The sequence below is a fragment of the Halopseudomonas oceani genome, assembly GCF_963677335.1.
Classification (GTDB): Bacteria; Pseudomonadota; Gammaproteobacteria; order Pseudomonadales; family Pseudomonadaceae; genus Halopseudomonas; species Halopseudomonas oceani.
In genome coordinates this window covers 270,884-289,931 of sequence record NZ_OY781932.1, presented here as the reverse complement: position 1 = coordinate 289,931, position 19,048 = coordinate 270,884, and the positions used below count along the sequence as shown (strand labels likewise).

The following is a 19,048-nucleotide window of genomic DNA, read 5'->3' as shown; positions in this document are numbered from 1 at the left end:
ATGCGAAATATTATTATCTTTCGTGTTCAGGCTGGCTCGACTTTGACCCAATAGCGGCTGAAATAGCGCAGTCGCACCGGCAGCACCTCGGGCAACCTGGCGAGGGTGACGTCGGTGTTCCGCAGCGAGAAAACGCCGGTCAGTTGTAACCGGGCGAGGTCGGGATCGGCACGCAGCATGCCTTGGCGGTAGCGGCCCAGTTCGGCAAGAAAGTGCGTCAGCGGCATCCGTTCTGCCACCAGCCGGCCGTCGATCCAGGCCAGTTGATTGGTGTCTGCCGGTCTGACTGGCTGGACCCGTTGCGCGGAAAAGGTGACCGCTTCGCCAGCATTGAGCGTGACGCTTTCACCCTCGATGCGTTGCAGCTCCACGCTGGCCTGGCCGGAATACACCGCCAGTTGGCTGTCGTGTGCCTGCTGGCGCAGGCAAAGGCGGCCATGGTGTGCCTGAACGACGCCGTCACGGCAGCTCAGTTGCAGAGAGCGGGCGTTTTCGGGCAGCTCGACCAGCAGCTCGCCCCGTAGTAGCCGCAGTCGATGGCCCGCTGCATCGCTGCGCAGGTTAAGGCTGGTCGCGGTATTGAGTTTGAGTTGTGTCCCGTCGGCTAGCCGTAGGCTGCGCATTTCGCCAGTAGCGGTGCGCTGGTCGGCCAGCAATGGCTGCCACTGCTGGCGAGTACCTATGCCCGTCATAGCTGCACCGCTCGCTATAACCCCTGTCATCACCAGTAACTGGCGACGCGACAGCCTGTTGCCCGGGGCAAGAACACGGTGACCTGTGCGGGCGGGCACGCTGTCAAAGTGCCCTTGCAATTGCTGCAGCTGCTGCCAGGCGTACTCGTTGGCCGGGTCACTCTGGCGCCAGTGCACGCAGGCCTGTTCGTCCTCCGCGGTTGCCTGTTCCGACCAGAGTCTTGCCAGCCAATGTGCGGCCTGGCGGATGTGCTCGGGCGACAGCTGCGGCTGGCTCACTGTTCGAGTTCCTGTGCGGCCTGCAGGCAGCTTTGCAGCGCTCGGGCGATGTACTTCTCGACCGAGGAGATCGATACGCCGAGTTCCTCCGCGATGGCGCGATAGCTCATGCCGTCCAGGCGGCGCATCAGCAAGGCCCGGCGAACGTTCACCGGCAGGCCATGCAGCAGGCGGTCAATGGTTACCAGGGCTTCAAGTATCTCCGAGCAATGCTCAGGGGAGGGGTGGGTGTGCTCGGGCTGAGCGGCCAGCTCGTCGAGATAGGCCTGCTCAATGCGCCGCCGTCGGTAGAGGTCTATCAGCAAGCCTTTGGCGATGCGGGTCAGGTAGCCGCGCGAGTGCGCTGGCTCGGGCAACTTGCCTTTACTCAACAGCCGGAGATAAGTGTCCTGCACCAGATCAGCGGCGCTATGTGAGCAGCCGAGCCGGCGCTGCAGGAAGGCAGACAGCCAGGATTGGTGATCATGGTAGAGCTGGGCCATCTGCTGCTGTAGGGCGGAATCTCTGGCGTTCATGGCAGGCGTTCTTGCAGGCTCTGATTAAATGAGAATGCTTATTATTAATGCTGGGCCAGTTGGTCGAGTCTGTCAATCCCGCTTGCAGCAGATCTCCGGCTTGACAGACGCAGGTCGAATATCGGGATAATGATAAATATTATCATTTGATATTTATTATTGATTGCCGTGCGTGGTGCCCCCGCGCGATGTCGGAGATCTTTCCCTTGTCGATTTTCTGTTCAGTACGGGTGCTGTGTTGTGAGTGACGCCTCAGGTCCGGTTGGTAGCGCTGATTTGACGAGCCTGCGTGCGGAGTTGCGGCGGTTTCTCGACCGCCGCATGAGCAGTAGCCAGGACGCGGACGACCTGACTCAGGATGCGCTGGTTCGCTGGCTTGATAGCCGCGTGTATGAGCAGGCAGTGCCGCCACGTCCGCTGCTGTTTCGCATCGCCCGCAACCTGCTTTACGACCACTGGCGCCGCCAGCAGGTGCGCACCGGTAGCGGTGTGGTGGAGTTGAGCGACTCCGCAGAAGAGAGTGATGACGCCTTGCAGACGGAGGGTCCATTGCGACAGCTTGAGCAACAACAGCGCTTGCATCTGTTGGCCATTGCGTTGGAGGATTTGCCCCCTAAACGCAAGGAGGCATTTGTGCTGCACAAGTTTGAAGGACTATCGCAAGCCGCCGTGGCAGAGCGCATGGGGATATCGCTGAGCATGGTGGAAAAACACATTGCCAGTGCTCTGCTGCACTGCCGCAAACAGGCGCGCACCGCTCAGACCGGGGGTTCGGGAGGTTCGCGTGACTGATTCGCGCACAGCCCAAATCGATGAGCAAGCCGCTGTCTGGTTCTCCCGGCGTCAGGCGCGGGCATTGTCGGCTGCTGAGCAGGCGGAGTTTTCCCGCTGGCTGGCCGCCAGTCCCGAGCACGCCCAGGCCTATGCCGACATACAGCTGCTGTGGGATGACTGTGATCTGCTGGAGCGGCCGGCGCTGGCCAGTCCGGCAACGGTCAGGTCGATCACGACAAGCAGGCCCAGGCGTCTGCGAAGCGTTACCGCGTTGGCTGCGGCGGTGCTGCTGGGCGTCGGACTGTTGCTGTTGCAGCAGTGGCAAGCACCGGTGATGCAACTCACCGCCAGCGCCGGGTTGGATGATATCCGCCATATCCTGCTGGAGGATGGCAGTGAGCTGACGTTGAACCTCGGCTCAACGGCTGAAGTGCGCTACTACGATGATCGGCGAGAGGTAACGCTGGTTGCCGGCGAGGCGTTTTTTGCGGTGGCCAAGGATGCCGAGCGGCCGTTCCGGATCTCGGCGGGTGATGGGCAGGTTGAGGTCGTTGGTACGCGCTTCAATGTTCGGCGCAGTGACACGGGGCTGGCGGTCGCAGTGGAGCAAGGCCGGGTCAAGGTCGAGCCGGGCCGTCCCGAGCTTGCCGCTCAGGAGCTGACGCCGGGTCAACGGATCGAGATCGACTATGCCACGGCAACGGCGCGCAGCACTCGGCTGCCGCTGGCCGAGGTCGGCAGCTGGCGCAGCGGGCTGCTGGTGTTTCATGACCGCCCGTTGTCCGAGCTGGCGCAGGAGCTTGCTCGCTACCGTGGTCAGGCGGTTCGGGTCACGGATCCTGAGCTGCTGACGCGACGGCTGTCCGGCACGCTGGACATCCATCACCCGGACCGTTTCCTGCGGGCGTTGCCGCAGTTGCTGCCGGTCGAGTTGACCGAACTGGCGGACGGCTCGATTCAACTGACTGGACGCAAATGAAAATATTTTTCATTTGAGGGGTGGGGGTTTGCTCCGCTGCTGCGTTTTCTGGGGTGTTATCCACTTGCTGCACACCCAAGGAGAGCGTGATGAATCCCTGCCTGCCCCGTTCTGCACTGTCCCGGCTGACCCTGTCGTTACTGGCTGCCGTCAGCCTGCAACTGCAGGCTGCCCCGATTGAACTGTCCATGCCGATGCAGCCACTGGCCTCGTCGCTGACCCGACTGGCGCAGGCTGGCCAACTGCAGATTTTGTTTGATGAGGCGCAGACGCACGGGTTTACTGCACCGGCCCTGCAGGGCCGTTACGAGCCGGAAGACGCGCTGAGATTGCTGCTTCAGGGCTCGAATCTGGAGCTGATACCGGTCAACCAAGGTTTTGTCATCCGACCGCAGTCTGTACCTGCCAGCACTGATAACAGCCTGACTCTGCAAACCATTACCGTGGTCGGCGATGGGTTGGAGGTCAATTCCGCCAATGTCGGGCGCTCGACGATGGGACGCCGTGATATCGAACGGCAGCAGGCCGGTAATGTACCCGAGTTGCTACAAACGCTACCGGGCGTCAGCATGACCGGTTCTGTTAAGCCCGGCGGCCAGCGGGTCAATATCTGGGGCCTGGGTGATGCGGAAGATGTCCCTTTTACCCTGGATGGTGCGAATAAAAGCGGTTTTGAGCGCTATCAGCAGGGCACTATCTTTATTGAGCCAGAGCTGATTAAAAGTGTTGAGGTGGAGAAGGGGCCTTACTCGGCATTGACTGGTAACGGCGGTTTTGGTGGCACCGTGCATATGGAAACCCGCGACGCAACGGATATGCTTAAGCCGGGGCGCAATACGGGTGCCTTCGTAAAATATGGTTATCAGAGTAACGACCATCAGCAAATCTACACGGGTTCTGTGTTTGGCCGTACTGAAGATGGCATGTTTGACGGGTTGTATTACCAGAGCCACCGGGATGGTGATGACATCAAGTTCGCCGGCCATATAGACCTTGGTGAGCGGTATCGTTATCCAAAGCGTTATCCCAGCACCGCACAGAATCAGGATTCAATGCTGGTAAAAGGTAACTTCCACCCGACGCTGGAACATAGTTTTGGGCTGACTTATAGCCGGAGTAAAAGCAACTTGCGGACGCCCTTCGCAGCAACCAGCTTTGTCGTGCCTAGCCTTTACTCCATAAAAAAGTACGGCAGCCTAGAGGCTGCCCTAAATCGTTTGACGTCTAACCGTGAACTCGTTGATACCACCTGGGCCGGCAAGTACCAGTATCAGCCTGTCGATAATCCACTGCTTGATCTCGAACTGACTTACTCCTATTCAAGCACCGATCAGACCGATACCCGGGACGATGATGCTTACTTTGGCCTCACCTCAGGCGGTAAGTATATGAATACGGAGTATACGGACCGGATGTTCGAGGCGCGCAACATCAGTCTGTTTGATACTGGAATGTTAGCGCACGAAGTTACTGCCGGACTCCAATGGCGCGAACATAAGCGCTCCGTGTTGATGCATTACCCCAATTATGCTGACAAGCCGGAATACAACTTTGGTTGGTTCCAGCCGTACTTTATGCCGGCCGGTGAGCAAAGGGTGCGCAGCATCTATTTTCAAGATGCCATTACCTGGAAAGATGTGACCATCACGCCTTCGTTGCGTTATGACCACGTGCGTAATCAGGGTAAGCCGAACCTTGCAAGCCGATATAACAACCCCGAAAGAGGGCATGATTATCGGTCAGTGACCTACGCTGGCTGGTCGCCAAGGCTATCTATCTTCTGGCGGGTTAATCAGAAACTCGGTTTGTTTGCAGACTATGCAAGTAGCTGGCGGGCGCCGGTGCTGGATGAGCAGTATGAGGTCCAGAGCTCCTCAACCTGGGGATCATCCAGCCGTGGTCTGGACGCAGAGCGCATTCGTGGCGTTCGCACTGGTGCTGTGGTTAGTCTGCCGGACCTGATCACACAGGGAGACAACTTACAGGTTCGCACTACGCTGTTCCGTCACCGTATCAGCGATGAGATCTTCAAGTTTCGCTCCATCGCCTGTCAGGCACAATCCGAAAATGGCGGCAGGATCAGCGAGGATTGTGCGGACCTGCTACCGCTGTCTAACTACCGTAACCTAGGCGACCTGACCATTCGCGGCGCTGAAATCGAGAGCTATTATGACAGCCGCCGTGTGTTTGCCAGCCTGTCCTACTCTTGGACCGAAGGGCGCCACGACGGTGCCTATAGCAACCCCTGGGGTCCCAATGTTTGGGCTCGGGATATTCCGCCGGTTAAATGGGTGGCGATGCTGGGGCTGAAGCTTCCCGAACTGGATATGCAGGTGGGCTGGCAGGGCGAGTTTGTGCGTAAGAGTGATCGCCAGCCCTCGGATCGCTATGACGGCAGCGGTGAGCGCTACTGGGATAGCTACGCCAATGGCAGTTATGACGTGCATCGGGTGTTCGCCGACTGGTCGCCGCGCAGTGGTCAATTGGCCGACCTCAGCGTCAAGCTGACGGTCGATAACATCTTCAACCGCTTCTATCGTCCGGCGATGTCCGGTGACAATGCCTACTCGCAGGGGCGTAACGCCAAGTTCAGCGTCAGCTACGCGTTCTGATTTGACCGCTGCAGCAGCCGACATGACTGCTGCAGCGGCCCGCCCTCAAGAGGTAAGCCGGAAGCGGGTTACCAGTGAGTTCAGGTCGACTGCCAGGCGAGATAGCTCCTGACTGGCAGCGTTGGTCTGCTGGGCACCAGCTGCAGTCTGCATGGACAGGTCGCGGATGTTGACCAGGTTGCGGTCGACCTCGCGGGCGACCTGGGCCTGTTCCTCGGATGCGCTGGCAATCACCAGATTGCGTTCGTTGATCGAACCAATGGCGCGGGTAATATCCTCCAGTGCCTCGCCAGCCTGTTGTGCCATGCTCAGGGTCGAGGTCGCCAGCCCCATGCTGCTTTGCATCGCAGTAACGGCGCTGCTGGCCCCTTTCTGCACGGTGTCGATCATCCGCTCGATTTCTTCGGTTGACTGCTGAGTGCGGTGCGCCAAGGCGCGTACTTCGTCGGCCACAACGGCAAAGCCGCGGCCCTGTTCGCCGGCTCGCGCTGCTTCAATCGCGGCGTTCAGCGCCAGCAGGTTGGTCTGTTCGGCCACGCTGCGAATGACCTCGAGCACCTGGGCGATGTTGCGGACGTCCTGTGCCAGGTCTTCCACGCTGCTGGCGGTTTCAGTGATATTGCTGGTCAGTGAATTGATCGAGCTGACGGTTTGCTGAACCTGATGCTGACCGTTTTGTGCGCGCTCGTTGGTTTCTTTCGATGCCTCCGAGGTGCTGACAGCGTTGGTCGCAACTTCTTCAACGGCCGTGGTCATTTCGTTCACTGCCGTGGCGGCCTGCTCCATTTCCTGATTCTGTTGGCGGATGCCGCGATTGGCATCTTCGGTAACCGCATTCAGCTCTTCTGCGGCCGACGCCAGTTGGGTAGAGGAAGTGTTGATCCCGTGGATGGTCTCTGCAAGGTTCTGCTGCATGGTGTTCAGGGCCGCCAGCAGTTCCGCCGGTTCATCCTTGCCCTGATCCTGCATCTGTTGAGTGAGGTCGCCAGAGGCGATGACATTGGCCAGCCGCACCGCCTTACTAAGCGGTGTAACAATGCTGCGGGTCAGCAGGATCGCCATGATAATCGTAAGCACCAGACTGGCTGCGGCCATACATAGAACTACCGTAAGGCTTTCGCGGAAAACGCTCGAGCTGCTGGCGGTGGCTGCCGTTGCCCCCTTCTCGTTGATATCGGTAAGGGAGGTCAGCTTCTGGACCATATTATCGGCGTCGTCGTTCAGGTAGCGATTGACCAATTCGTCCGCTTGCACGTTTTTGCCCTGGCTGACCAGCTCTACGACCTGTCTCTGGTGAGTCAGGTAGGCGTCCAGTGCCGTGCTGAACGTCTCATAGGCGTCGCGCTCGCGCTCGGATGAGATCAGTGCCTCGTAACGCCGCTTGGCGGTAGCCATCGTCTCGACTGCGTCCTTGAGGCGTTCGCGTGTCTCCCTAATGTCGTTGGCATCAGTCTGCGTCAGCATGCGCAACGTCAAGGCCCGTATCTGCGAAATCGAGATCCCCATATCATTAACGGACACAATCGCGGGCAACCAGTTTTGGTCGATCTCGTCGGACAGATCATTCATGCGCTGCATTTGCAGGACCGTGATCACGCCAAGCGCAATGATCAGCACGGTCATGGCTGCAAAGCAGAGGCCGGCTCGAATACCTATTTTGAGGTTTCTAATGGACATTAAGGCTCCAGAAGCCGCAATTCTCATGCGGCGGACAAGAAATAGAGAGGTCTGGCTTCAGGTTTGCACCATTCAGGTGATGCGCTTGGCTGAGCCCACCGGATTATCGGCGACTACGCCTATCTCTTGATAGAAAAAATCAGAGATATGTTTGGGTTTCGTTGCAGATACATGTTGCGCCCGTTTCCGTGCCGGGCTTCGTCTCGGCAACAGCGGTTTTACCAAGGCTCATGTTGCTTGGACGCAGGTGTTGTCGATCCCACTGCGGCGAGCAGCAGATCCGCCTTACCTTATTCAGAGCCTAGCAAATATCCGGGAAAGCACAGCAAGGGTGGGGCGGGTAATCCTCGCGATTGCAGCGAGGTTTGCAGGCGTTCCCGGCTCGGCGTTCTAGCTGCCACGGCAGGCGGCGGGCAGAAACTCACGGGGCAGGTCGGTCTTGTTGATGCCGCGAGTTTCCATGCCGGTGACCGGTTCATCATAGCCGCATAGCCAGGCAATCGGGCTCTCCGGGCTGCCGGTTACCACGGCCGGACGAAAGCTCAGCGTCTTGCCTTGCAGCGGCTGCGATGCCTTGTTGCCAAGGGTCACATGGATAGCGCCTGACTCGACGACCACGCCGGTTATCCGGTTGCCGATCAACTGCTGAGGCGCGGGCATGCCGGCGGCAGCATTGTCGACAGGGAAGGCCAGCCGCTCTTCGTAGTAGTTGTTTACCCTGCTCTTCAGCGATCCGGCCATACTCAGCGCTTCGGTAATCTCACTGCGCTGGATGTAGGTCTGGTAGGACGGCAGGGCGATGGATGCCAGAATGCCGATGATTGCGCACACCACCATCAGCTCGATCAGGGTGAAACCGCGGTTGCTGTTCATATTGCTTCTCCCAGGCTGAAGATCGGTGAATAGGCACTGGACAGGAACATCATTACCGCGACGATGACGACCACGGCGATCAGTGTCGTGAGGCCCTTGAGCTGTTTTTCGCAGGCCTGCAAAAAAGCCTGCATCTGTACTTCTGCGAGCGTTTGAATCTCGATAGCCAGGTCCATGCTGCTGTCTTCAACCTGCCGCAGATGTTGCTGTATCAAGCTCGCTTGTTCGCCCGGTTGTGCTGGCTCGTCGAGGGTTGGATATTGCAGGGCTTCAACGGTGCGAGCATAGGCGCGCCGGCAAGCGGGTATTACCAGCAGGCGGCAGAGCAGCCGGTTCTGGGCATTCACCTCGAACTGAAAGAGCCGGCGCATTTGCAATGCGCTCAGCAGCGCCAGCAGGATCAGCACCGAGATGGCGAGCACGAATACGCCCCAATAGGCTTGGTACAACGCGAGATAGGTGGGTGGTGTTACCCCGAGGTTGTCGAAGACACTGCTGAAGGCGGGAGTGACCTTCAACTGATAAATGGCGGTGACCGCGTAGAACACCAGAGTGACGTAGCTCAGGTACGCCAGTGCGCGCTTGAATTTGATAGGGGTGTCCAGCGGCCTGCCCAGATTGAGTCGCTGGTAGATAGCGAGGGCACGCTCTGCGCGTTCAGGATCGCGCATGTTGGCTAGCTGGGTCAGCAACTGAGCGGGCCAGGTGTTTGCCACCAGTCTGTGGCCGTAGAGCGAGCAGGCGTCTTCGTCGCAGATCTTGCCTAGCCGCGCTGCCACGGTGTCAGCGCCCGTACTCTCGCTACTTGCCTTGCGGCAAATGTAGCCAAATCTATCCCACGTCATGCTCTGCGTACGCTCCCTGTTGACGCTGTTCGGCCCGTTTGCTGACAGGCCTCGGGCGCCACAATCGCACACTCCTGAAAGCGGCTCAAGCAGCGCAACCGCGACGTGTTTCAGAAGGGGAAGCGGGTCACCAGAGTTCATCGCTGCGCAGTGTGCTCTGACCGCATCGTACTGGCTTGCTGGTTGGCTTGGGGCAGCGGTTGAGAGCCGCCGGCACTGGGCGCTGGGTCCCCGCGCCGATGTTTTGGGCTGATAAGCAGCAACTTCAGACATTTGACTGGGAGGCGCAGTCTACGTAAACAACAGTTTGTGTTTCCGTTGAAGACAAGGAACGTTCATGGACCCAAACGCATTTTTCTGGCAGATACAGGAAGGCAATCTGCCGCAACCAGCCGCCGCCCAGACTCTCGGCATGACAATCTTGCATGTTGATTCTGAGCGAGGTGTTCTCGAGGCCGAGTTTGATGGGAAGCCGGAATTCACCAATCCTGCGGGCAATATCCAAGGTGGGTTTCTGTCAGCCATGCTCGACGACACCATGGGGCCTGCGCTTGCCTCTCAGCTGGCAGAGGGCGAATTTGCACCGACATTAAACCTCAACGTGCAGTTCTTCTCGCCAGCCAAGCCGGGGCGGCTGCGCGGGGTAGGAAAGGTCGAAAAGCGCGGAGCAGGGATATGCTATCTGTCTGGTGAGTTGTTTCAGGGAGATAAGGTCGTGGCAAAGGCTAGGCAGCAGCTGCTATTCGCAAGTTATAGCAAACGCCGGCTCCAAGCCGGAACGCCATATTGTGCTTACGCTGCAGCCACGAAACTGCTTTCGCAGGCGTGGCTTGGCAGGTGTGGTGTCCATATCGAATCCGTACTGCATGCTTATACAGTGTTACTGGCTGCACAAAAAGAGGAAGCCAAGCGAATACAGGTCGCACGCAGTTGAAATAAGGTAACTAGTTGTTTTATAAGGAAAATGTACGCGTTTAACAGGCCGGGTAAGGCGGTGTTATGAAGAAGTCACTAATATGCAATTATAAAGCCGTCGGTCCACTCAACTGTTATGTTCTACGAGGATATGTAGAAAACAATGAATTTTCTTAGAAATCACTGGATCAGGATCGCATATCTATTAATTTCATTAGGTGTGCTTCTTGCGTCATTAAAATTCAAAGGCGAGGTTATCGGAAATGATAGTTATCTCAATGAATTTTCGTACTTTGGAGTGGTCGCGACTTTAATTGCGTTGCTGGTGGCGGTGTTTGAAGTCTTGCACAGTGTACACGTTTCTAAAAGTATTCGTGACGAGGCGAGAAATATTCTTAAACAAGCTAGGGACGTGAATGGCGCTTCATTTGTAAGTGAATGCCTTGCCGTGCTTGATGAAGCTAATGAGCATGTATCTGGCGAGCGCTACGTACTATCGCTAAAATGCTTTCAACACTTTAGGCGTACCTATCTTCGAATATCCGGTCCAGAAAATCTTGTTAACGAGATAGACGGTGTTCTAGGTGATATTGAGCTTAGTCTACAGCAAGCGACACATACGAGTCCTCAGGCGCCACTGGGTAAAGGGAAGAGATCGAAAATTCAAAAAGATATTTTAAACATAAAAAGGTGCCTTGAAGAAATGAATCCAGCAAAGAGAGGTGAGTATGTTTCCTCCTAAGATCAAAGATTTTGTTGTTGAGCTTATAAAAAGAACTGAGAGCGGTGAGTTTTCATGGATATATGATGATGATAATTCTAATGTCCAGTTACAAACTGATCATTTTACCGTATTTTTAAGGTACTCATTCAATGGAATTGAAGAGTATGGTGAATTTGTCTTGTTTTATTTTGATTCACAAGATCAAAAGGAATATCGGTTTTACACAAACCAGACATGGAATGACTATGATGTGGCCCGTCGCCTTTATGATGTTGCTCAGTCTTCTGGTTTGAGCTTACCGTTCTGAGTCAAGAACATAACAATCGCAGGCACAGCGACGGCTTTTACGTTGCGGCTTCGCCTCCACTACAAAGCCGCGCGTGCTGCGGGCGTTAAGCATCACAAGGAAGCTGATTTTTAGATGATTAATTCGAACAATTTCAGGGTCGTCTGGTGGTTCATCCTGGTGATAGCGCTGGGTATATATCTATTCTTTCGACATGCGCAACTTCTTGCAGGCAATCCAACCTATTTCGACACCGTCGTTTTTTTAGTTTGGATCGCTATCTGTTTGGCCCCAGTATTCAAAGACGTGAAATTATTTGGTCTGCACCTAAAGCAAGATATTGATCAGCTGAAGAAAGATCTGTCGCATCAAATGGCAATGATGAAGGTCGAACTCCAGTCATCCATAGATGTTTCCGCCACGAATACAAGCCATGTTCATATAAATGGTGGTTCGCCCCTGCCCGCAAAAGATTCTGAAATTCCAGATATTAAGCAGCAAGTTTTTGAAGCACTTCGAGAATTTAACGTTCCGGAGCGCCAGACGGGTGAGACCCAGTTGGAGTTCATCGATAGCATTCCCAGCGCTAACGTAGATCTATTTAAGATAAGGCTATCGTTTGAGAGGTTGGTTAATGGGTATGTACGACGCAACGGTATTGATCCTCGACGGACATCCTTACATCGGACTCTGAGAGATCTGATGCGTGACGAGATTGTTTCTCCAAAAATTGTTAACGGCGTTTTGGAGGTGGTTGCTATTTGCAACTATGCCATTCACGGAGAAAAGGTGTCTGAAGAGCAGGTTTCATTTGTGAAGGAGTCTGCTGGAAGCCTGTATAAAGCGTTGGCGTGGGAACTTCAAAACAATGCATAACAAGGCCAGGCACGCGACGTCTACTACATTGCGGCTTCGCCTCCATTCCGTAGCCGCGCATGCTGGCTGGCGTTAGTTGTAAAATCAGCGTGGAGCGTCGCCTCAAGCATATTATCGATATGCGATAAAAAAATATTGAAAAACGATAATTTATCTCCTATGCTCTCTTTTCATTCTTGAAGAAGCGGAGGTTTTAGTCTATGAAAAGTGAAAGCGAAAATATTAAACGCATACAACGTGTCAGCGGTACATTTCGATTACTGTTTACGGTTTTAATTTTTTTTATTCCCGCCGTAACCTTGACGTATTGGGTGTTTTTTAACTACCTACCTGCTGGGTTTACGACTGAGCTACCTGTTGTGGTTAACCAGACGCTCCCTCTTAAAACTCTCTTATTGGCATTTTCAGTCAGCTTGATTCCCGTATCTGTTGCTGTATATGGGGCTATAAATCTAAAAGAACTGTTTAAGCTCTACGAGAGGGGAATTGTTTTTTCTGAGCAAAATGTAAACTATATTCGTCGTCTCGGGTACGCGTTGATATCTTGGGTTGTTGCCAATCTGTTATTTGTCGTTCTAATAAGCATTGTTTTGACATTCAACAACATGCCAGGAGAACGTATGATAGCTGCGCAGTTTGGGGTTTCAGATGTAGGTACATTAATTATCGGGGCAGTCGTTCTGTTAGTCTCCTGGGTAATGAAAGAGGCATCAAAATTAGAAAGCGAACTAGCACATACGGTATAAAGCACAATGGCAATTGTAGTAAACCTAGATGTGGTGCTTGCAAAGCAAAAAATGAAATCAAATGAGCTGGCGAAACTTATTGGGATTTCTGAGCAAAATTTATCTATTTTGAAAACGGGCAAGGCGAAAGCGATTCGCTTAACAACACTGAATGCTATTTGTAGAGAGCTTAATTGCCAACCCGGAGATATATTGGAGTATCAGGAAGGTTAAATAAAACAGCTAACAAGCGTATGCTGCCGGACTGGTTTTCCGCTGCACTCCAAACCAGTCGCAAATGCGGACGTTAGGCTATTTCAAAGCAGGCATATCTATGGAATTTGATGTAAACCAAAAAATCAAAGAAAGATCAGTATATGCTGACGAAGTTTTTAAACTATTACCAAGTAGTAGCGGCATTGAGCTTGTTGTCCTCAAAGGTCACCTGGCCATCGAAGAGTTTATGTATCTAGCTCTCCAAGATCATGTTCAGGATTTTAAATGGATAAAAGAAGCAAGACTCAGCTTTAATCAGCTTGCGTGCATACTTAGATCCATGAACAAGATGGAGGGGCTGAATGATGCCTACAGTGCAATATTTGCATTGAACTCAATAAGAAATAAATGTGCTCACTCCTTGCGAGGGGAAGGCATAAATGCACCAATAGCAAAGCTTCGGCACACTCTGCCGTCTATCAGTGAAAAACATGGAAACAGCGACATCCAATTCATCAAATCAGCTGTTGGTTATATCATTAGCATGATCTCAATAAACTCAAGGCTCGAAGAGATCAAATCAAAAGAGCTTGTCATTGAGTTGCCGAAGAAGAAATCTGAACAACCTGAGGCCTAACAAGTGGTTCAAACTGTTCGCTTCGCTCACTGGGACGGGCTAAAACTGCCCTTTAACCAAGCGTTAAAGGCATGCTGAAGTGTGAGTGGCCCTTGGTGCTGTAGTCCACAGATGACCGCTCCTAGCCGAGAGAAAATGCTTGGCTTTTGAGCTCGACAGGGCGATGCAAGCTTGCTGATCTGCCTGTGGCCTCGAATTTGATGGTTGTTTGAATTGCTGGCTGAACCATGACTGGTGCTCAAATGCTTCAGGGCGCTCCTCGGCGTTTTAAAGGGGCTGGCACGGCGTTGCCTTGGTGCGGTCTGAGGTTGACAGGATTGGCTGCGAATCGCTTCGGCGATTCTTGGGGCGTTGCCCCGTCGCTTTGCTCCGCCCAAATCGCGGTGCGATTTGTCGAACGACAGGTTCGAATCGGCCATCCGGAACACCGCACATAGCAAAAGGCCCAGCGGTTGCTGGGCCTTTTGCTATGTATGGCGCACCCGACAGGATTCGAACCTGTGACCCCTGCCTTCGGAGGGCAGTACTCTATCCAGCTGAGCTACGGGTGCTTCTGGGCTGCGGTCGTTGCGACCAATGGCCGCAGCCTGTGGCGCGTTGGTCGTAACCGACTCGCGAGCAGGCTGCGCTGCAGCGCGGCAATGATACGCATTGAACGGGGCCGCGTCCATGCCTCACGGGCGATTCCTTGTGCGTTGCGGCAAGTCGGGTACTTTGTCGGGTGGGGGTTTATCGGTATACTCGCGCACATTGTCCGGGCAATGCACTTGGGCGCAACACTTATAGCCATGATGAGGATGCACAAGGTGATGACTTTGAAGAAGATTCTGCTGGCCTCGGCGGCCATGCTGGCCGTAGTTGCCGGTAATGCTTTCGCTGCCACCGCGAACGAAGAGGCTATCGCTGAACGTCTGAAGCCTTACGGTACCGTCTGCCTGGCGGGTGATCCGTGTGCTGAAGAGGTTGCTGGCGGTGGCGCTGCTGCGGCAGGCCCGCGCTCCGGTGCTGATGTAGTCGGCAAGTTCTGCTCCGCTTGCCACAGCTCGGGTGTTCTGGGTGCGCCGAAAGTGGGTGATGCTGACGCTTGGCAAGCGCGTCTTGATGGTCACGGTGGTGACTTCGACGGCCTGCTGCAGAACGCAATCCACGGCCTGAACGCCATGCCGCCGAAAGGCACCTGTGGCGACTGCTCCGACGAAGAGCTGCTGGCTGCGATCCACGAGATGTCTGGTCTCTGATCCGACGCTTCGTGCTGTACTGAACGCCCCGCCTTGTGCGGGGCGTTTTGCTTTCTGGCTAACCCTTCAGCAGATCGCGCAGGTTGGACAGTGCGGCCTTGCCTCGGGCCTGTTTCTGTTCGACCGGCGCTTCCTCGGTGCCTTCCCACTCCAGGTCCTCGGAGGGGATTTCGTCGAGGAAGCGGCTGGGGGCGCAGTCGATGACTTCGCCGAACTGGCGGCGCTTGGCGGCGAAGGTGAACGCCAGCGTCTTGCGTGCGCGGGTGATGCCAACGTAGGCCAGCCGGCGTTCTTCTTCGACGCTGTCGGCTTCGATGCTTGAGCGGTGCGGCAGGATTTCCTCTTCCATGCCCATGATGAACACGTGCGGATATTCCAGCCCCTTGGAGGCATGCAGGGTCATCAGCTGTACCCGGTCGGAATCCTCTTCCTCTTCCTGACGTTCGAGCATGTCGCGCAGGACCAGTTTGGCGATGGCATCCTCAATGTTGCTTTCGCCGCTCTCGTCCTTTTCTAAGATGCTCTTGATCGAGTCGAGCAGGAACCAGACGTTGCCCATGCGCTTGGCGGCGATGTCGTCGCTGGAGCAGTTTTGGCGAATCCAGTTCTCGTAGTCCAGATCGAGCACCATGCGCCGCAGTGTTTCAATTGGGTCGCCTTCATAGCACTGCTTGCGAATGCCATCGAGCCAACTGATGAAGCGCTGCAGTTTTTCGGTGTAGCGGGCATCCAGTCGCTCGCCCAGCCCGATCTCGGTGCAGGCCTGATACATGGTGATCTGGCGTTCGTTAGCGTAGGTGCCGAGCTTTTCCAGTGTGGCCGGGCCGATCTCGCGGCGCGGGACGTTGATGACTCGCAACAGCGCGTTGTCGTCGTCCTGATTGACCAGCAGGCGCAGGTAGGACATCAGGTCCTTCACTTCCTGGCGGCTGAAGAAGCTGGTGCCGCCGGACAGGTGATAGGGGATCTGGTGGTGCTGCAGCTTAAGCTCAATCAGGCGTGCCTGGTGGTTGCCGCGGTAGAGGATCGCGAAGTCGCGCCAGGCACGCTTGTGCTGGTGATGCTGATTCTGGATTTCAACTGCCACCCGCTCGGCCTCGGCTTCCTCGTTGCGGCAGCGGATGACGCGCAGCGGTTCGCCATACCCCAGCTCACTCCACAACTGCTTCTCGAACACGTGCGGGTTGTTGGCGATCAGCGTGTTGGCGGCGCGCAGGATGCGGCTGGTGGAGCGGTAGTTCTGCTCTAGCATGACCACCTTGAGGTGCGGGAAGTCTTCCTTGAGCAGTGCCAGATTCTCCGGGCGTGCACCGCGCCAGGCGTAGATTGACTGGTCGTCGTCGCCGACCACGGTGAAGCGCGCCTGGCTGCCGACCAGCATCTTGACCAGCAGGTATTGGCTGGCGTTGGTGTCTTGGTATTCGTCTACCAGCATGTAGCGAATACGGAACTGCCACTTCTCCAGCACGTCGGGGTTGTCGCGAAACAACACCACAGGGATCAGGATCAGGTCGTCAAAGTCGACTGCGTTGTACGCCTTGAGCGTGCGCTGGTAGTGCATGTAAACGCTGGCGGCGGTCTGTTCCTGCGGGGTCTTGGCCTTGGCCAGCGCTTCGTCCGGCAGGATCAGGTCGTTCTTCCAGTTGGAGATCTGTGCCTGGATACCTTCGATGCCGTCTTCGGCGCCGTAGTCCTTGTGCATCAAATCTGTAATCAGCGCCATGGCATCCTGTTGATCGAAGATCGAGAAGCCGGGCTTGTAGCCAAGCCGCTGATGCTCCTTGCGGATGATGTTCAGGCCGAGGTTGTGGAAGGTCGAAACCGTCAGGCCGCGGGCATCTGGCCCCTTGAGCAGTTGGCTGACCCGCTCTTTCATTTCGCGCGCAGCCTTGTTGGTAAAGGTCACCGCGATGATGTTTTGCGCACGGATGCCGCACTCCTTGACCAGGTAGGCAATCTTGCGCGTGATGACGCTGGTCTTGCCGCTACCGGCCCCTGCCAGCACCAGCAGCGGCCCGCTGATATATTCGACGGCTTCCTGTTGGCGGGGGTTGAGGCGTGACACGGCTTGGATACTCCTGAGCGGGCCGGCAATAGTAGCAGTTTTCCCGCTGGCATCAGATGAGCGGCAACCGGGAAACTTGGTAATTGTTCAAAATTTCGCTATAACTGACTTCACAAAAATGCCGTATATACCTAAATTTAAAAGAATCTTTACTTTTCGAGGCGCTCCTTAACACGACGGCTCTGGCTGACGCTGGTTTTCTTTTGCGAAAGATGTCAGCCAAATCAAGCAGATAGCCTGCTCTGGCTGAAGGGTTGGATGGTTACAGTGAGTATTATTCTCGAATCTTGGGGGATCGCCAGTTGAGCGATGACAGTGCTGGGCAGCGAGTAGTCTTGCTCGATAGCGACCACGGAGCCTTTGTGCAGCTCTGTCGGCGGCTGTCGGCAGTGGCGCGGCTGCCCTTTGTGCTTGAACGCGCTGACGACTGGCACCAACTGCAAACCCGGATCAACCAGGGTGAAGTCCAGGCGGTACTTGCGCGTACAGGCAATCTGCCGTTGTTGCAGGACTGCGGTGTGCCGGTCATTCATCTCGCCAGCGAACCCGATTTTGCCGCTTTCAACAGTGGGCTGAACGACAGCATTTGGGAGCAATCCTCGGCCAGCGAGATCGTTCGCTGTCTGCAGTACGCGATTGAACGCCACCGGCTGCGCACCGCTCTTGAGCGCGCTGCCAGCTTTGACCCGCTGACCGGCACCTGCAACCGGCAGATGCTGCAGGATCGGCTCAAGCAGGGCATGCGTCGCGCCCTGCGCACCAATCAACCGCTGGCGGTGTTCTGTGTCGATATGGACAACTTCCGCCACGTCAACGATACCCTTGGGCACAGTGCCGGCGACGCCATTATCTGCGAAGTGGTCGAGCGCTTGCGCTCGGTACTGCGCAACACCGATACGATTGGCCGTATGGGCAGCGACGAATTTGCGCTGGTTGTTGAGGATTACGGTTCATCCACCAATCTGCTGCAGATCGCGCAGAAGATCATCAACGAGCTGGCCGAGCCCTTTAACGTTAACGGCGAAGGCATGTTGCTCGGTTGCAGCGTTGGGATCGCGACCTACCCTGAGGGTGGTCAGACCGTCGACAGCCTGTTGCTGCACGCCAACCTGGCGATGCTGCAGGCCAAGGGGCAGCGCGGCTGCAACTTTCATTTCTACGATGAACGTATCAACCTCCAGGCGCACAGCCTGATCGAGTTCGAAGCCTCGCTGCGTCATGCTTTACGTCGCAGCGAGTTTGAATTGCATTATCAACCGCGGGTTGAGCTGCACAGTGGCAAGATCGTCGGCCTGGAAGGGCTGATTCGCTGGCGTCATCCGGAGCGCGGTTTGCTGGGTCCCAATGAATTCATACCGCTGGCCGAAGAAACCGGCCTGATCGTGCCGATGGGCTATTGGGTGATTGCCCGTGCCTGCCACGACTTGGCGCAGATGAAAAAGATGGGCATGGAGCAGATTCATGTCGCGGTAAACATGTCGTTCTGTCAGTTTCAGGACAGCCGCCTGCTGTCCACCGTTAAGCGCTTGCTTGAGCGTACCGGCATTGATCCGCATTGGCTGGAGTTCGAGCTGACCGAAACCGCCGTCATGCAGCAGCCGGAACAGGTGCTGATGACGATGGAAGGCATGACCGGGCTGGGCCTGCGCTTCTCGCTTGATGACTTCGGCACTGGCTTCTCGTCTTTCGTTCATCTGCACAGCCTGCCGATCAACCTGCTGAAGATCGACCGCAGCTTCGTCAAGGCCATCGCCGAGCGCACGGCTGATCGCCAACTGGTCGGCGCGATGATCGACATGGGGCACAGTCTGGGGCTGGAGGTGGTGGCCGAAGGCGTCGAGCATCGCGACCAGCTGGAGATTCTCCGCAATCTTGGGTGTGATCAGGTGCAGGGGTACTTTATCAGTCCGGCGCTGGCATTCGAGGAGTTGTGCTACTTCATGGATGCTTACGCGGTGGGGCGTGAAGACGTGCTCAAACCAGCCCCGGGACTCTCACTTATATCCTGATTGTGGTGGTTTAACGCAAGGCGACGACCGGCACCGCTGGCGCCAGCGTCTCGACACCGGTGCCGCCCCACTGCTTCTGACTATAGACCACTGGCCCGCGCTCGCCAGTTA

At 55.7% G+C, this 19,048-nt stretch carries 18 protein-coding genes and 1 tRNA gene; 12 read left to right on the top strand and 7 right to left on the bottom strand.

The genetic code is table 11. The features are described from left to right. Positions 1–26 precede the first annotated feature (26 nt). The gene (locus tag ACKPCU_RS01295) at positions 27–971 is read right to left on the bottom strand and encodes a FecR domain-containing protein (protein WP_321349238.1); all 945 of its coding nucleotides are present in this window, start codon (positions 969–971) and stop codon (positions 27–29) included. Further along, on the bottom strand, positions 968–1,486 hold the full coding sequence (locus ACKPCU_RS01290) for a sigma-70 family RNA polymerase sigma factor (RefSeq protein ID WP_321349236.1): 519 nt from the start codon (positions 1,484–1,486) through the stop codon (positions 968–970). Before ACKPCU_RS01290 ends, ACKPCU_RS01295 begins: the two co-directional genes overlap by 4 nt. 240 nt (positions 1,487–1,726) lie before the next feature. On the opposite strand from ACKPCU_RS01290, the gene ACKPCU_RS01285 reads away from it, so the two are divergent. The 3 genes from ACKPCU_RS01285 (at position 1,727) to ACKPCU_RS01275 (ending at position 5,851) form a co-directional block, all read left to right on the top strand. Next, entirely contained in the window at positions 1,727–2,278 is a 552-nt protein-coding gene (locus ACKPCU_RS01285; protein ID WP_229744451.1) for an RNA polymerase sigma factor, read from the top strand. Further along, on the top strand, positions 2,271–3,239 hold the full coding sequence (locus ACKPCU_RS01280) for a FecR family protein (protein WP_321349233.1): 969 nt from the start codon (positions 2,271–2,273) through the stop codon (positions 3,237–3,239). Before ACKPCU_RS01285 ends, ACKPCU_RS01280 begins: the two co-directional genes overlap by 8 nt. Positions 3,240–3,328: 89 nt before the next feature. After that, entirely contained in the window at positions 3,329–5,851 is a 2,523-nt protein-coding gene (locus ACKPCU_RS01275; RefSeq protein ID WP_407651782.1) for a TonB-dependent receptor, read from the top strand. 45 nt (positions 5,852–5,896) lie between these two features. On the opposite strand, the gene ACKPCU_RS01270 is transcribed toward ACKPCU_RS01275, so the two are convergent. The 3 genes from ACKPCU_RS01270 to ACKPCU_RS01260 all read right to left on the bottom strand — a co-directional run bounded on the left by ACKPCU_RS01270 (position 5,897) and on the right by ACKPCU_RS01260 (position 9,246). Continuing rightward, a complete protein-coding gene (locus ACKPCU_RS01270) occupies positions 5,897–7,528 on the bottom strand; it encodes a methyl-accepting chemotaxis protein (RefSeq protein ID WP_321349231.1) in 1,632 nt (543 codons plus the stop codon). 390 nt (positions 7,529–7,918) lie between these two features. Then, positions 7,919–8,401 (bottom strand): pilin, encoded by a 483-nt coding sequence (locus ACKPCU_RS01265; RefSeq protein ID WP_104739075.1) that lies wholly within the window; start codon positions 8,399–8,401, stop codon positions 7,919–7,921. Next, positions 8,398–9,246 (bottom strand): hypothetical protein, encoded by an 849-nt coding sequence (locus ACKPCU_RS01260; RefSeq protein WP_321349228.1) that lies wholly within the window; start codon positions 9,244–9,246, stop codon positions 8,398–8,400. Before ACKPCU_RS01260 ends, ACKPCU_RS01265 begins: the two co-directional genes overlap by 4 nt. A gap of 337 nt (positions 9,247–9,583) precedes the next feature. On the opposite strand from ACKPCU_RS01260, the gene ACKPCU_RS01255 reads away from it, so the two are divergent. From ACKPCU_RS01255 to ACKPCU_RS01225, 7 genes are all read left to right on the top strand, one after another. Beyond that, positions 9,584–10,180, top strand: a complete 597-nt coding sequence (locus ACKPCU_RS01255) for a PaaI family thioesterase (protein WP_321349226.1) — start codon at positions 9,584–9,586, stop codon at positions 10,178–10,180. A 144-nt stretch (positions 10,181–10,324) separates the two neighbouring features. Next, complete coding sequence (locus ACKPCU_RS01250; RefSeq protein ID WP_321349224.1) at positions 10,325–10,903, top strand: hypothetical protein; 579 nt, start codon at positions 10,325–10,327, stop codon at positions 10,901–10,903. Next, the gene (locus ACKPCU_RS01245; protein ID WP_321349222.1) at positions 10,890–11,192 is read left to right on the top strand and encodes a hypothetical protein; all 303 of its coding nucleotides are present in this window, start codon (positions 10,890–10,892) and stop codon (positions 11,190–11,192) included. The genes ACKPCU_RS01250 and ACKPCU_RS01245 overlap by 14 nt, the downstream gene beginning before the upstream one ends. Before the next feature lie 114 nt (positions 11,193–11,306). After that, on the top strand, positions 11,307–12,047 hold the full coding sequence (locus ACKPCU_RS01240; RefSeq protein WP_321349220.1) for a hypothetical protein: 741 nt from the start codon (positions 11,307–11,309) through the stop codon (positions 12,045–12,047). A gap of 200 nt (positions 12,048–12,247) precedes the next feature. Further along, complete coding sequence (locus tag ACKPCU_RS01235) at positions 12,248–12,793, top strand: DUF2975 domain-containing protein (RefSeq protein WP_321349216.1); 546 nt, start codon at positions 12,248–12,250, stop codon at positions 12,791–12,793. Between the two features lie 6 nt (positions 12,794–12,799). Continuing rightward, positions 12,800–13,006, top strand: coding sequence for a helix-turn-helix domain-containing protein (locus ACKPCU_RS01230; RefSeq protein WP_118129436.1), 207 nt, complete (start codon positions 12,800–12,802; stop codon positions 13,004–13,006). A 100-nt stretch (positions 13,007–13,106) separates the two neighbouring features. After that, positions 13,107–13,625, top strand: coding sequence for a hypothetical protein (locus tag ACKPCU_RS01225; protein WP_321349213.1), 519 nt, complete (start codon positions 13,107–13,109; stop codon positions 13,623–13,625). A 474-nt stretch (positions 13,626–14,099) separates the two neighbouring features. On the opposite strand, the gene ACKPCU_RS01220 is transcribed toward ACKPCU_RS01225, so the two are convergent. Beyond that, positions 14,100–14,176: transfer RNA gene (locus ACKPCU_RS01220), tRNA-Arg, on the bottom strand. A 258-nt stretch (positions 14,177–14,434) separates the two neighbouring features. On the opposite strand from ACKPCU_RS01220, the gene ACKPCU_RS01215 reads away from it, so the two are divergent. After that, positions 14,435–14,863, top strand: a complete 429-nt coding sequence (locus tag ACKPCU_RS01215) for a c-type cytochrome (RefSeq protein WP_321349211.1) — start codon at positions 14,435–14,437, stop codon at positions 14,861–14,863. A gap of 58 nt (positions 14,864–14,921) precedes the next feature. On the opposite strand, the gene rep is transcribed toward ACKPCU_RS01215, so the two are convergent. After that, positions 14,922–16,928 carry a DNA helicase Rep gene (gene rep / locus ACKPCU_RS01210; RefSeq protein ID WP_321349209.1) on the bottom strand — a complete coding sequence of 669 codons (2,007 nt, stop codon included), beginning with the start codon at positions 16,926–16,928 and terminating at the stop codon, positions 14,922–14,924. A 302-nt stretch (positions 16,929–17,230) separates the two neighbouring features. Between rep and ACKPCU_RS01205 the strand changes: the two genes are divergently transcribed. Next, a complete protein-coding gene (locus ACKPCU_RS01205) occupies positions 17,231–18,937 on the top strand; it encodes a putative bifunctional diguanylate cyclase/phosphodiesterase (RefSeq protein ID WP_321349207.1) in 1,707 nt (568 codons plus the stop codon). Positions 18,938–19,048: the final 111 nt, after the last annotated feature.